This is a genomic window from Streptomyces sp. NPDC054840 (assembly GCF_053611065.1).
In genome coordinates, this window is the sequence record NZ_JBSGZP010000150.1 from 1 (window position 1) to 12,830 (window position 12,830).

The following is a 12,830-nucleotide window of genomic DNA, read 5'->3' on the forward strand; positions in this document are numbered from 1 at the left end:
GTACGCGGGCGCCCCCCGCCTTGCCGGGCACGGCACCGGACTCCGCAGGCTCGGCCGACAAGATCCGAAAGAGACGGCCCAGCGGTCAGGGAGGGGCCATGGGCTTCGTCCGGCGATGCGTACGGGGCTCCGCGCCCAGCCTGTTCACCGCCAGCGCGGCCACGACCAGGCCGGCCGCCAGGACGAGCCCGTTGGGCAGGGTGGCCCCGGCCACCGCTGCCCAGACTGCCAGGGCCATGGCCAGCCAGGCGCCGGCCCGGCGGTACCCACGCCGGCGGGGCCGGGGCCCGGCCGGGGCTCCGGGGCCGGTGGTCCTCGCATCATCGGATGCCGGCATGGCCCCGCTCCTTTCCGTGGGCCGGGCGAGGGCGCGGGAGCGGGTTCACGGCCGAGGGCACGAGCCGCTCCGCGTCGACGCCGTCGAGACGCAGGGGGTGTTCATCGCGGGCGGCCGCGGCCGCCGTGAGCCCAGCGCCGTGAGCCCAGCGCCGTGAGCCCAGCGCCGTGAGCCCGGCGCCGAGAGCCCGCGGGCGCCTCCCGGCGGTGGCCGGGAAGGGACTCCGCGGACACCCCCGGCTTCGCCCGCCCGGCCGGCCTCGCACATCGGGGCCGGCATCCATCGTGCGCACCGGTCAGCAGATGCGCGGCAGCTGCTCCCCGATCGGCAGGTCGACCACGCGGGTGCCGCCGAGGGTGGTGCGGGCCACCACCAGGCCCGGGTGGGCGTCGACGGCCTCGCCGATCACCGCCGCGTGACGGCCCAGCGGATGGGCGCGCATGGCGTCGAGGACGGCGTCGGCGTGCTCGCGCGGCACGAAGGCGACCAGCTTGCCCTCGTTGGCCACGTAGAGCGGGTCGAGTCCGAGGATCGCGCAGGCGTTCGCGACGGCCGCCGGGACCGGGACGCGGCCCTCCTGGATCACGACGCCGGTGCCCGAGGCGGCCGCGATCTCGTTGAGGGAGGCCGCCAGGCCGCCCCGGGTGGGGTCGCGCAGGACGTGCAGGTCGGGGGTGACCGCGAGCATGCTCCGCACGAGGCCGCCCAGGGCCGCGCAGTCGCTCTGGATGTCCACGCCGAATTCCAGGCCCTCGCGGACACTCATGATCGCCACGCCGTGGAGGCCGATCTCGCCGCTGACGATGACCACGTCACCGGGGACGACGCGCTGCGGGCGCAGGTCCACCCCGTCGGGGATGATCCCGATGCCCGCGGTGTTGATGTAGATGCCGTCGCCGTGGCCCGCTTCCACGACCTTGGTGTCGCCGGTGGCCACCTCCACGCCCGCGGCCCGCGCGGCCGCGCCCATGGCCTCGGCCACGCGGGCCACCACCGACATCTCGACGCCCTCCTCCAGGATGAACCCGCAGGACAGGTAGGCCGCTCGGGCGCCGCTCATGGCGAGGTCGTTGACGGTGCCGTTGACCGCGAGGTCGCCGATGGAACCGCCGGGGAAGAACAGCGGCCGCACCACGTACGAGTCGGTGGAGAAGGCCAGCCGGACCCCGCCCAGGGAGACGGCCGCGGAGTCCCCGAGCTGGGCGAGCACGTCGCCGCCGAAGGCGGGGGCGAAGAGGTGCTGGACCAGCTCGGCGGAGAGTGCGCCGCCGCCGCCGTGGCCCATCACCACACGGGGGCGGTCGCGCAGCGGGGCCGGGCAGGTCCAGCCCGTGATGTCGAGTGCGGTGTCAGACAACGGGGCTCGCCTCCCGCGGGGCGGTCGGGGCGGTCCTGCCGGCCTTGGCCGCGGGCACGGTCCCCAGCTCCAGCCGCCGGTAGAGGTAGTAGGCGGCGCAGGCGCCCTCGCTGGAGACCATGGTGGCGCCGAGCGGGCTGCGCGGGGTGCACAGCGTGCCGAAGGCCTCGCACTCGTGCGGTTTCAGCAGCCCCTGGAGCACCTCGCCGCTGCGGCACTCGGCCGGTTCCCGGGTGTTGATTCCGGTGACGGAGAAGCGGTGTTCGGCGTCGAAGTCCCGGTAGCGGGCGGACAGCCGCCAGCCGCTGTCGGGGATGACGCCGATGCCCCGCCAGGCCCGGTCGGTGACCTCGAAGACGTCCTCCAGCATGGCGAGGGCGGCCGGATTCCCCTCGGGGCGCACGGCGCGCGCGTAGGCGTTGTCCACGGTGTGCTCGCCGCGCTCCAGCTGGCGTACGGCCCGGCGTACGCCCTCCAGGATGTCCAGCGGTTCGAAGCCCGTCACCACGATCGGGACCCGGTGGCGCGCGGCGAGTGCGGGGTACTCGCGCACGCCCATCACGCTGCACACGTGCCCGGCGGCGAGGAAGCCCTGGACCCGGCAGCTCGGTGACCGCATGATCGCCTCGATCGCCGGGGGCACCCGGACGTGGGAGACCAGCAGGCTGAAGTTGGGGATGCCCAGCTTCTTGGCCTGGTGGACCGTCATGGCGTTGGGCGGCGCCGTGGTCTCGAAGCCGATGCCGAAGAAGACCACCTGCCGCTTCGGGTTCTCCTGGGCGATCCGCAGGGCGTCGAGCGGGGAATAGACGACGCGTACGTCGCCGCCCTCGCTGCGCACCTGGAACAGGTCGCGGCCGGTCCCGGGCACCCGGAGCATGTCCCCGAAGGAACAGAAGATCACATCGGGGCGGGAGGCGATCTCCAGCGCCTTGTCGATGACCTCCAGCGGGGTGACACACACCGGACAGCCGGGGCCGTGGATCAACTCGACCTGTTCCGGCAGCAGTTGGTCGATACCGTGCCGGATGATGGTGTGGGTCTGGCCGCCGCAGACCTCCATCAGGGCCCAGGGCCGGGTCACGGTGGCATGGATGTCGTCCAGCAGCCGGCGGGCGAGGTCGGGGTCCTGGAACTCCTCGATGTACTTCACGGCCGGACTTCCTCCTGCGGTGCGGCGAGCGCGGGCCCGGGCCCGGGCCCGGGTTCGGGGTCGGGGTCGGGGTCGGGGTCGGCGTCGGGGTCGGGGTCGGGGTCGTCGGTGAAGGGCCAGGGCTCGCCGCCGACCGCTGCGGCCTGCTCCCAGGGGTCTCCGAACTCCTCCTGGAGCATGCCGAGCTGCGCGAAGAGTTCGAGGGTCTGCTTGGCCGACTCCTCGTCGAGGCGCTGGAGGGCGAAGCCGACGTGGACGATGGCGTACTCGCCCACCTGGAGGTCGGGCAGGTACTCCAGGCACACCTCCTTCTGCACACCGCCGAAGTCGACGGTGGCCATGCGGGTGCCGTCCTTCTCCCCGATGTCGAGCACTCTGCCGGGCACCGCCAGGCACATGGGTTTCTCCTTGCTGTGGGTCTGTAGGGGATGGGTCAGGAGTGTGAGGGGGTGTGGTGCGCGGCGGCCACCATGAGCTGGCCGAGGGACAGCCCGCCGTCGTTCGGGGGGACCCGGCCGTGCCGCAGGACGGTGAATCCGGCCGTGCGCAGGCGCCGGGCGCACTGCGAGGAGAGCAGGGTGTTGGCGAAGACCCCGCCGGTCAGGGCGACGGTGTCCAGGCCGTGCCGCTCGCGCGCGCGTGCGCAGAGCGTGGCGACGAGGGCGGCGACGGAAACGTGGAAGCGGGCGGCGATGAGCGCCGGTGCCGTACCGGCGCGGACGTCGGCCACCACGGCGGCGAGTACGGGTGCCGGATCGGCGGTGACCGGCCCGCCGTCGGGGGCGGACGCCGCGCGGAGGCCGAAGGCGTAGCAGGGTCCGGCATCGGCTTCGCTCGCGCCCAGAGCGGCGCCCTCCAGCTCGATCGCAGCCTGCGCCTCGTAGCCGGCCAGGTGGCAGATGCCGGTCAGGGAGGAAACGGTGTCGAAGAGGCGGCCCATGCTGGAGGTCGGGACGCAGTTCAGCCCGCGTTCCAACTGGCGTTCCAACAGCCGCATTTCTTCCGGTGGGCAGGCTTCGACGCAGGGCAGGTCCGGGCTCCGGTCGATGCCCGCGGCCCGCAGGTGGGACAGCGCCATGCGGTACGGGCGGTGCACGGCCGCGTCGCCGCCCGGCAGCGGGACGTAGGCGAGGTGGGCGAACCGGGTGAATCCTGCGTAGTCGGCGAGGAGGACCTCGCCGCCCCATACGGCGCCGTCGCCGCCGTAACCGGTGCCGTCGAAGGCGACCCCGATCACCGGGCGGCCGCCATCCAGACCGTGCTCCGCCATGAGGGAGGCGATGTGCGCGTGGTGGTGCTGGACGCGGACGAGCGGCCGGGCTCCCGCGGCGCGCTCCGCCCACCGGGTCGAGCGGTAGCCGGGGTGCCGGTCGGCGGAGAGGAGCACGGGGGCGACTCCGGTGATGGACTCCAGCTGCCGCTCTGCACCTTCGAGGGCGTACTGGGTCGCGAGGTCGTCCATGTCGCCGATGTGGGCGGACAGCCAGGCCTGACGGCCTTCGCCGAGGCAGAAGGTGTTCTTCAGGTCCCCGCCCGCGGCGAGGCTCGCGGGGACGGACACCGGCAGGGTCAGCGGCAGCGGGGCGTACCCGCGCGAGCGGCGTACCGTCAGCGTCTCGCCGTCGCACACCCGGACCACGGAGTCGTCGCACGGGACGTGGATGGGACGGTCGTGCGTGAGCCAGCCGTCGGCGAGGGAGGCGAGCCGGTCCTGGGCCTCGTCGTCGTCGGTGACGATGGGCTCGCCCGCCAGGTTCCCACTGGTCATGACGAGCAGCCGGGGCCCCGGGGGATCCCCGGGCAGGCCGAGCAGCAGGTGGTGGACGGGTGTGTACGGAAGCATCACCCCGAGGTCGGGGCAGCCGGGGGCGACCCGGTCCGGGCCGTCCGTACCGGCGCGGCGGCGGAGCAGCACGATGGGCCGTACGCCGCCCGTGAGGAGGGCCCGTTCCTCGGGGCCGATGTGCGCGAACCGCTCGGCGTCGGCGAGGTCCCGGGCCATCAGGGCGAAGGGCTTGTCCCCGCGGGCCTTGCGCCGGCGCAGCTCGGCGACGGCGCCCGGCCGGGTGGCGTCGCAGGCCAGGTGGTAGCCGCCCAGGCCCTTGACGGCGAGGATCGCGCCGGCCGCCAGGAGCCGCCGGGCCTCGGCGACCGGGTCGGCTGCGGTGCTCTCGCGGGGCGGTCGCCCGGTGAGCAGCCTGAGGCGGGGGCCGCAGGCCGGGCAGGCGACGGGCTGGGCGTGGAAGCGGCGGTCGGCCGGGTCCTCGTACTCGCGGGCGCAGTCGGTGCACATGGGGAAGGGGGCCATGGTCGTGTGGGCGCGGTCGTACGGCAGCCCGGTGACGATGGTGAAGCGCGGCCCGCAGTGGGTGCAGGTGATGAAGGGGTGCCGGTGGCGGCGGTCGGCCGGGTCGGCCAGTTCGGTGAGGCAGTCGGCGCAGGTGGCCACGTCCGGGGAGACGAGCGTGCGGGCGGGACCGCCGGTCCGGGAGGCGATGATGGTGAATCCGGTGCCGCCCGCGACGGGTACCTCCCAGTGGTCGACGGCGTCGACGACGGCCAGGGGCGGCGCGTCCGCCGCGAGCCGTTCGCAGAACCGCACGACCGCCGCCGGGGCGCCCTCGACCTCCGCGACGACGCCGTCGGGGGTGTTGGTGACGTGCCCGGCCAGGCCCAGCCCGGTCGCGCGGGTGTAGACGTAGGGCCGGAAGCCGACGCCCTGGACCACGCCCCGGACGGTGATCCGGCGCCGCTGCACGGCCTCCATCAGCGGGTCTGCGCGACCGTGTGGACGTGCGGGTGTTCGCGCTCGGGGTCGTGGCCGTCGTCGTGGCCCGCGTCGTGGTCATGCTCGTGCTCGTGGTCGTGGTCGTGGTCGTGCTCGTGGCCGTGGCCGTGCGCGTGGCCGTGGCCGTACCCGTGCTGCTGACGCGCCATCACCGGTGTGTGCGTCCCCGTACCCGACCCGGCCGCCAGCGCCCGGTCGAGCAGGACACCCAGGCCCGCACCCGCGCGCGCCGAGGTGAGCACCACCTCCACACCGGGATTGACCTGTTCGACGTTGGCGCGGAAGGCGGCCTCGTCGAACTCGACGGCCCGCGCGATGTCGGTCTTGGTGACCACGATCAGCTGGGCCAGCCCGAAGGCGGTCGGGTACTTCAGCGGCTTGTCCTCGCCCTCGGTCACCGAGGCGAGCACCACCCGCAGCGATTCCCCCAGGTCGTAGCCGGCCGGACAGACCAGGTTGCCCACGTTCTCCACGAAGAGCAGCCGGGTGTCCTCGGGCAGCCAGCCGTCCAGGTGCCGGCCGAGCATCGCGGCCTCCAGGTGGCACAGCCCGTCGGTGAGGACCTGCTTGACCGGTACGCCCGAACGCGCCAGCCGTACCGCGTCGTTCTCGGTGGCCAGGTCCGCCGTGAGCGCGGCCACGGACACGCCGCGCTCCCGCGCGAGGAGCAGTTCGCGCTCCAGCAGCGCCGTCTTGCCGCTGCCGGGGCTGGAGAGCAGATTGACCACCGTCGTACCGCGGGCGGTGAGTTCGGTGCGCAGGACCCGGGCGGCGACGTCGTTCTTGGCGAGCACCGCCTGCCGTAGATCGACCACTCGGCACATGGTTCAGGCCTCCTCGGGAATCGGTTCGCGGGTACGGGCACCGGCGGGGCCGTCTTCCCAGCGCACGCTGAGGATCTCCAGCTCACGGCCCGAAAGCAGTTCCACGTCGGTGGCCCTGCCGCAACCGGGGCAGCACAGCTCCGGGGGCATGCCCACCGCCCAGGTGCCGGGGCAGGAGCCACAGCGGGCGCGGGCCGTCACGGACTCCGTGAGGAGCTCGGCGCCTTCGAGGACCGTTCCGGCGCAGGCCAGTTCGAAACAGAAGGCCAGCGCGTCGGGAACCACGCCCGCCAGCTCACCGACCCGCAGCCGTACGGAGGTGACGGCCTGTGCGCCGCCCGCCCGGGCCGCCTCTTCCACCTGGCCCACGACGGCCATGGCGATCGACATCTCGTGCATCGGACTCCGTCCTGCCGGGGCTCATTGAACCGGCGGGACGGGGTCCGTGCGGTCGGGCACGCCGGTGCGCGGCCCGCCCCGTACGCCATTCGGACGCTCGTGTCGGCACCCGCGTCCACGGCCGCGCCCGCGGCGGTGTCACATCCGGCGCATGCGCAGGTAGCGGCGGAGGTCGGGGAGGACCGGCAGTAGCAGGACGGCGGTGAGGGCGGCGACCGCGGCCCCGCCGATCAAGGCCTTCTTCATGGAGTTCTCCTCAGTTCGCGGCGAGGCCGGTCGGTTTCGTCATGGGTCCGGCCGTGGATCAGGTCCAGGACCGTGCGTACGGCCTCCGGTACGGCGGCGGCCACGGGTGCGCTCAGTCCGATGCCCTCCTCGACACCGGCCGGTTCGCAGCCGAGGACGAGTGTGCGCCGGGGCGGGGTGGCGCCCGTCCCGGCGCACAGGGTGTCCAGCAGGGCGAGGACGGCGTCGGGGGACATGTGGTGGCCGTCGAGGACGGGCGGCGGCGGTGCCCCGGCGTCGGCGTCGGCGTCGGCGTCGGCGTCGATGAGGTAGAGCGTGCCCGGCTCGCCGCCGCGAGCGGTGGCGTCGACCAGCAGGAGCGTGTCGTAGCCGTCGAGGAGCTGGTAGGCGAGGTGGACGCCGCGCACCCCGAAGTCCACCACCTCGACCCCGTCGGGCAGGGGGTGCTCGGCCAGTGCCCGCACGGTCTCGACGCCGAAGCCGTCGTCGCCGAGGAAGACGTTGCCGATGCCCGCGACCAGGACCCGTTCGTTCACGCGTCCTCCAGGGGGGTGACCTCGTCGGGCTGGAAGTAGAGGAACCTGCCCTGTTCCCGCCGGATGTCGGCGCCCGGATCGTCCTCCACGGTGACGGCGAGGTGCACTCCCCCGTCGACGTCGTGCAGCACGGCCTCGACCAGCGCGGTACGGCCCTGGAGGAACAGGTCCTGGGCATCGGTGCGCCGCAGCCCGGGGCGCAGTCGGAGGCGGCTGCCGGGGCCCACCGAGGCACCGTCGATCGTGATCCGGTCGCGGGCCGGGTCCGCGGTGTCCGCCCGGGCCGGATCCCACCAGGGCGTGTCGGGCCGGAACACGGCCTCCCCGGTGGCGAGTTCCGCGATGAGCGGGGGCTGCTCGGGGCCCGTGACCTCCCGCAGGGCGCGTACGGCGCCGTGCAGCCGCTCCAGCACCTCGGGCGGCATCGAGTCGGCGAGGTCGATCACGGCGGCCGCCCGGGCGTCGGTGCCCCGGGCCTCGCGCTTCTCCTGCTCGGTCAGGGCGGCCGTGCGCAGGGCGAGGATCTCGTCGATCTCGGTGGCGTCGTACATGGCGCCGGCGCTCTCGGGGGCGATGGCCGGGTGGTCCTCCAGGATGATCGGGGAGGACAGGACCACGTCGGTGCGGCCGGGTTCGCCCGCGAGCACCGGCCAGGTGTGCCGGTTCTCGCAGGCGGCCACGGCCTGCCGGGCCCATTCGGGCGGGTCGGTCATCGAGAGGAAGGAGCCGGAGTCCAGGCCCAGCAGCAGGTGGGCGGCGACCAGCGAGTGGGGCAGGGCGGCCTCGCGGTCGACGGGGCCCGCTCCGGGGGGCGGGCTCCACGGGCTGGTGTTCTCCACCACCGTCCGGAGCCGGAACACGCGGTAGGCGCCGGGGAGTTCGGTGGCCTGCAGCCGCAGCACGCCCTCGATCTCCTCGGTACGGCGCACCAGGCGGCCCACGGTGCGCCCGTCGGCGTCCTGGACGGGCTCGGTGTCGACGCGGGCGGGGCGGCGGAAGGGGAAGGTGACGCCTTCGTCGCCCAGCAGCTCGGCGACGGGGACGGTCACCTCGATCCGTTCCTCGGTGCCCTCGTCCCAGGGCACGAGGACCCGGTCGGCCAGGTGCAGCTCGGCGACCTCGGTGAACCCGCTGCCGTCCGCCGCCTGTTGGACCGTACGCCGCTGCGCGTGCAGGAAGCGCAGCTCCACGGCGAGGGTCGCCGCGCCCCTCGGTTCCATCAGGATCTCGGTCTGCTGGAAGACGTGCTCCTCGTGCGCGCGGCCCCAGGCCGGGGGTACGAGGACACCGAACTGCCAGCGCAGCCGGTTCTTCGCGGCCGAGGCCCGGTAGGGGTAGAGCACATACCCCTCCAGCAGGACCGCGTCGGCCACCTGCCGGGCGACCGCGAAGCGGGAGTGGTCGGTGGTCGTCGTGGTCATGGAGCCGCCCTCTCCGTGAGGCGCGGCAGGATCGCGCCCAGCCGGACGGGACCCGGTGGGGTCTGCGGCTCCGGCGGGGCGGCCGCGTCCAGCAGGGCCCGTACGGTCGCCTCCCACGAGGCGAGGGCGTGGCGGGAGCGGAAGGCGAGCAGCTCGTCCATGGCGTCGCGGGGCAGCCGGAGCCAGCCGCAGCCGGGGAAGTGCTGTTCGACCATCTCGCGCCACACGGCCACGGGCATGCGGTACGCGGCTTCGCGGTCCCAGGGCACCGGTTCGACGCGGAAGCCGGCGTCACCGGTGAAGGCGGTGCCGGAGAACAGCATCAGCAGCGGCACCTCGCCCTCCGCGAGAGCCTCGAAGTACCGGGTGGCGGCGATGTCCATGTCGTAGGTGCAGGGCACGACCAGGTCGGTCTCGGTCTCGCCGGTGAAGCTGGGGACCATGACGGAGACCTGGGCGAACTGCACGGGCTGGAGGGTGTTGCCCCAGCGGGAGCGCTCGCCGAACAGGTCCGCGAGCCCTTCCGCCTCGGCGGGGCCGTAGCCGCGCCGGGCCGGTTCGATGCGGATCTGGCAGCGCAGGGCGATGGCGTGCACCCGGGCGCCGCCGGCCGCGGTGATCCGCAGCCGGAAGACGAGGGTGGGGCCGGCCGCGTAGGGGTCGGCGCGCACCCCGGTGCAGGTGAAGGCGAATTCCGTCATCGGATCCCGTCCTCGTCCGCCGTCGGGGGCAGGGCCCTGGCCCGGCGTTCCACCTGCTCGAAGAAGGACTTCAGCGCGGCCCGGGCCTCCGCACCACCGTCGAAGCCCTGCCACAGCAGCCGCATCCGCCCCACCAGCTCGTAGCAGATGTCGATCGGCACCAGGTAGCAGTCGGTGCGGCCCTCCGAGCGGCGCAGCAGCAGCGCCTCGACGTCGGGTTCGAGGAGGGTGGACAGCCGGCCGCTGCCGAGTACGGTCTGCCAGGTCTCGGAGTCGAGTTCGCTCTCGGTGGCTCCGGCCGGGCTCGGGTAGAGGGCGACCAGCCGGTCGAGGGCGGCGTTGCGGAAGAAGAACGCGACGCCGACCGGGATCTGGAGGAGTTCCCACGCGCCGTCGTCGAGCCGATGGGCGGGGTCGGTGAGGTAGCGGTCCGGTACGGCCCGCAGCCGGCCGGTGGCCGCGCCCGGCCGGTCGAACAGCAGGGAGCAGGCGGTGCAGGCGCAGATCAGCGTGCGCTGTTCGGTCTGCACCAGGTGGCGGTGGCCGTCCTGGGGCACGGCGACCCCGCACAGTTCGCAGGTCTCGGGCCGGGGCGGGCGCGGGCCCGCGAACCGGCGCAGCCCGCGCGGCGCGCGCGAGCCGTCGTGCAGCAGCCCGGGCCCGCTCACGGCACCCGCGCCGGGGTCGGGGGCCGGGTGCCGATCTGCAGGAGGGCGGGGGCCGAGTCCGCGGCGGGCTCCTGCTCCACGCTCGTCACCTCGGGGGCGAAGCAGGCCAGGGTGTCCTCCAGCGTCCGCCCGGCTTCGCGCCCGCCGCCGGAACCGGAGCCGCAGCCGCAGCCGGTGGAGGCGGCGGCGGGGCGCAGCCGCAGGACGCCGGTGTCCGCGTCGAAGCCGAGCAGTTCCACCGGTTCGCCGTGGGCGGCCAGGGCGCGGTCGATGCGGGTGTGGACGTCCTCGGGGTGCAGGCCGTGCAGGGAGAGCAGGCTCGCCACGAGTTCGTCGTCGTAGACCGCCTCGAGCGGGCCGTCGCCGAGCTTCTCGACGATCCGGGCGAGCCCGGCTCCGTAGAAGTCCATGAGGACGCGGACCAGTTCCTCCGCCGCCGCGCACGCCGCCCGGTCGCCGGTGGAGGCGAGCCGGTCGAGCACCTCCTCGACCCGGCGCCCGGCCTGGGGGCCGTCGATCGCGGCCCTCATCCGCCCAGTCCGCTCAGACCGGTGGGCACGTGCATCGTCTTGACCGTCTTGCCGCCGCCGACGTACATGTGGACTCCGCAGGGCAGACAGGGGTCGAAGCTGCGGACCGCGCGCATGATGTCGATGCCCTTGAAGTTCTCCGGGGTGTTCTCCTCGAAGATCGGGGTGTTCTGCACGGCGTCCTCGTACGGTCCGGGCGTGCCGAAGGTGTCGCGGGTGCTGGCGTTCCACGGGGTCGGCGGGTACGGGTGGTAGTTGGCGATCTTCCCGTCGCGGATCACCATGTGGTGCGAGAGCACGCCGCGCACGGCCTCGGTGAAGCCGACGCCGAGTCCCTCGTCCGGAACCTCGAACTTCTCCCAGGTCTGCGTGCGCCCGGCGCGGACCTCGGCGAGGCCCTTCTCGGCGCAGTGCAGGGCGATGGCGGCCGCGTAGGCCTGGAAGTAGGTGCGCGCGCGGTTGCGTTCCAGCGCGTTGCTCCACTTCGGGATCTTCCACTCGAAGCGGGTCTCGGGCTTGGTCATCGTGCGCGGCAGGGTGATCACGACGCTGTGACCGGTGGCCTGCACGTAGTCGGTGTGGACCAGGCCCGACAGGGCGGTGGACCACAGGCGGGCGATGGGGCCGCCGCCGGTGTCCAGGGCCAGGTGTTCCTTGCCGTCGAACCAGCGGGGCGACATGACCCAGCTGTACTTGTCGTCGAAGTTGCGCTTCTGCGGGGCCGGGATGGTGTGCTGGTTCCACGGGTGGCGCGGGTCGACCGGGTTACCGAGCGGGTCGTGGGTGACGAACTGCTCCTGGCCCTGCCAGTCGTCGTAGTACGAGCTGCCGAGCAGGATGCGGATGCCGAGGTTGATCTCGGTGAGGTCGTTGGTGACCAGCTTGCCGTCGACGATCACGCCCGGGGTGACGAACATCTTCCGTCCCCAGTCGGTCATGTTGGCGTACGTGAAGTCGCAGTACTCGGGGTCGTTGAGGGCGCCCCAGCAGCCGAGGAGGACGCGCCGGCGGCCGACCTCCTCGTACCCGGGCAGGGCCTCGTAGAAGAAGTCGAACAGGTCGTCGTGGAGCGGGACGACCTTCTTCATGAACTCGCAGTACCGCATGAGGCGGCTCATGTAGTCCGTGAAGAGCTGGACGGAGGCGATGGTGCCGACGCCGCCCGGGTAGAGGGTGGAGGGGTGCACGTGGCGGCCCTCCATCAGGCAGAACATCTCGCGCGTGTAGCGGGAGACCTGGAGCGCCTCGCGGTAGAACTCGCCCTCGATGGGGTTGAGGGAGCGCATGATGTCGGCGATGGTCTTGTACCCGTGCTCGCCGGCGTGCGGGGCGGGAGTGCGCTCGGCAAGCTCCAGGACGCCCGGGTTGGTCTCGCGGACCATCTTCTCGCAGTAGTCGACCCCGACCAGGTTCTCCTGGAAGATGTTGTGGTCGAACATGTACTCCGCGGACTCGCCCAGGTTGATGATCCACTCGGCGAGGTGGGGCGGCTTCACCCCGTAGGCCATGTTCTGCGCGTACACCGAGCAGGTGGCGTGGTTGTCACCGCAGATGCCGCAGATGCGGCTGGTGATGAAGTGCGCGTCGCGGGGGTCCTTGCCGCGCATGAAGACGCTGTAGCCGCGGAAGACCGACGAGGTGCTGTAGCACTCCGCGACCCGCTTCTGCTTGAAGTCGATCTTCGTGTGGATGCCGAGACTGCCCACGATCCGGGTGATCGGATCCCAGGCCATCTCCACCAGGCCGCTGCCGTCTGCGGCCGCCTTCGTCTTCGGTGTCATCGTTTCTGCCGTGACCCTTCTTCGGTGCGGAGAGCTGGAGTCGGGAGTGCTGGGGAGGCCCGGGGGGCCGGGGATCCGGGGCGCCACGG

The 12,830-nt window shown here is 73.3% G+C and carries 14 protein-coding genes; all 14 read right to left on the reverse strand.

Annotated features, from left to right (window positions below):
* Positions 1 to 85: 85 nt before the first annotated feature.
* The 14 genes from ACWGIU_RS13750 to ACWGIU_RS13815 all read right to left on the reverse strand — a co-directional run bounded on the left by ACWGIU_RS13750 (position 86) and on the right by ACWGIU_RS13815 (position 12,741).
* Complete coding sequence (locus tag ACWGIU_RS13750; RefSeq protein ID WP_453705430.1) at positions 86 to 337, reverse strand: DUF3040 domain-containing protein; 252 nt, start codon at positions 335 to 337, stop codon at positions 86 to 88.
* A 295-nt stretch (positions 338 to 632) separates the two neighbouring features.
* Complete coding sequence (gene hypE / locus ACWGIU_RS13755) at positions 633 to 1,694, reverse strand: hydrogenase expression/formation protein HypE (protein ID WP_453705432.1); 1,062 nt, start codon at positions 1,692 to 1,694, stop codon at positions 633 to 635.
* Positions 1,687 to 2,847: a hydrogenase formation protein HypD gene (gene hypD, locus ACWGIU_RS13760; RefSeq protein WP_453705434.1), complete on the reverse strand. Its 1,161-nt coding sequence runs from the start codon at positions 2,845 to 2,847 to the stop codon at positions 1,687 to 1,689. The genes hypE and hypD overlap by 8 nt, the downstream gene beginning before the upstream one ends.
* Positions 2,844 to 3,245: a HypC/HybG/HupF family hydrogenase formation chaperone gene (locus ACWGIU_RS13765; RefSeq protein ID WP_453705435.1), complete on the reverse strand. Its 402-nt coding sequence runs from the start codon at positions 3,243 to 3,245 to the stop codon at positions 2,844 to 2,846. The genes hypD and ACWGIU_RS13765 overlap by 4 nt, the downstream gene beginning before the upstream one ends.
* 35 nt (positions 3,246 to 3,280) lie before the next feature.
* A complete protein-coding gene (gene hypF, locus ACWGIU_RS13770; RefSeq protein WP_453705437.1) occupies positions 3,281 to 5,614 on the reverse strand; it encodes a carbamoyltransferase HypF in 2,334 nt (777 codons plus the stop codon).
* Positions 5,614 to 6,459, reverse strand: a complete 846-nt coding sequence (hypB, locus tag ACWGIU_RS13775) for a hydrogenase nickel incorporation protein HypB (protein WP_453705439.1) — start codon at positions 6,457 to 6,459, stop codon at positions 5,614 to 5,616. Before hypB ends, hypF begins: the two co-directional genes overlap by 1 nt.
* A gap of 3 nt (positions 6,460 to 6,462) precedes the next feature.
* Entirely contained in the window at positions 6,463 to 6,858 is a 396-nt protein-coding gene (locus ACWGIU_RS13780) for a hydrogenase maturation nickel metallochaperone HypA/HybF (protein WP_453705441.1), read from the reverse strand.
* A 138-nt stretch (positions 6,859 to 6,996) separates the two neighbouring features.
* Entirely contained in the window at positions 6,997 to 7,104 is a 108-nt protein-coding gene (locus tag ACWGIU_RS13785) for a DUF6893 family small protein (protein WP_453705443.1), read from the reverse strand.
* Positions 7,101 to 7,640, reverse strand: a complete 540-nt coding sequence (locus ACWGIU_RS13790) for a hydrogenase maturation protease (protein WP_453705445.1) — start codon at positions 7,638 to 7,640, stop codon at positions 7,101 to 7,103. The genes ACWGIU_RS13785 and ACWGIU_RS13790 overlap by 4 nt, the downstream gene beginning before the upstream one ends.
* Complete coding sequence (locus ACWGIU_RS13795; protein WP_453705446.1) at positions 7,637 to 9,061, reverse strand: hypothetical protein; 1,425 nt, start codon at positions 9,059 to 9,061, stop codon at positions 7,637 to 7,639. The genes ACWGIU_RS13790 and ACWGIU_RS13795 overlap by 4 nt, the downstream gene beginning before the upstream one ends.
* The gene (locus ACWGIU_RS13800; protein WP_453705448.1) at positions 9,058 to 9,762 is read right to left on the reverse strand and encodes a DUF6084 family protein; all 705 of its coding nucleotides are present in this window, start codon (positions 9,760 to 9,762) and stop codon (positions 9,058 to 9,060) included. The genes ACWGIU_RS13795 and ACWGIU_RS13800 overlap by 4 nt, the downstream gene beginning before the upstream one ends.
* Entirely contained in the window at positions 9,759 to 10,430 is a 672-nt protein-coding gene (locus ACWGIU_RS13805) for a DUF5947 family protein (protein ID WP_453705450.1), read from the reverse strand. The genes ACWGIU_RS13800 and ACWGIU_RS13805 overlap by 4 nt, the downstream gene beginning before the upstream one ends.
* Complete coding sequence (locus tag ACWGIU_RS13810; protein WP_453705452.1) at positions 10,427 to 10,960, reverse strand: hypothetical protein; 534 nt, start codon at positions 10,958 to 10,960, stop codon at positions 10,427 to 10,429. Before ACWGIU_RS13810 ends, ACWGIU_RS13805 begins: the two co-directional genes overlap by 4 nt.
* Positions 10,957 to 12,741: a nickel-dependent hydrogenase large subunit gene (locus ACWGIU_RS13815; RefSeq protein WP_453705454.1), complete on the reverse strand. Its 1,785-nt coding sequence runs from the start codon at positions 12,739 to 12,741 to the stop codon at positions 10,957 to 10,959. Before ACWGIU_RS13815 ends, ACWGIU_RS13810 begins: the two co-directional genes overlap by 4 nt.
* Positions 12,742 to 12,830: the final 89 nt, after the last annotated feature.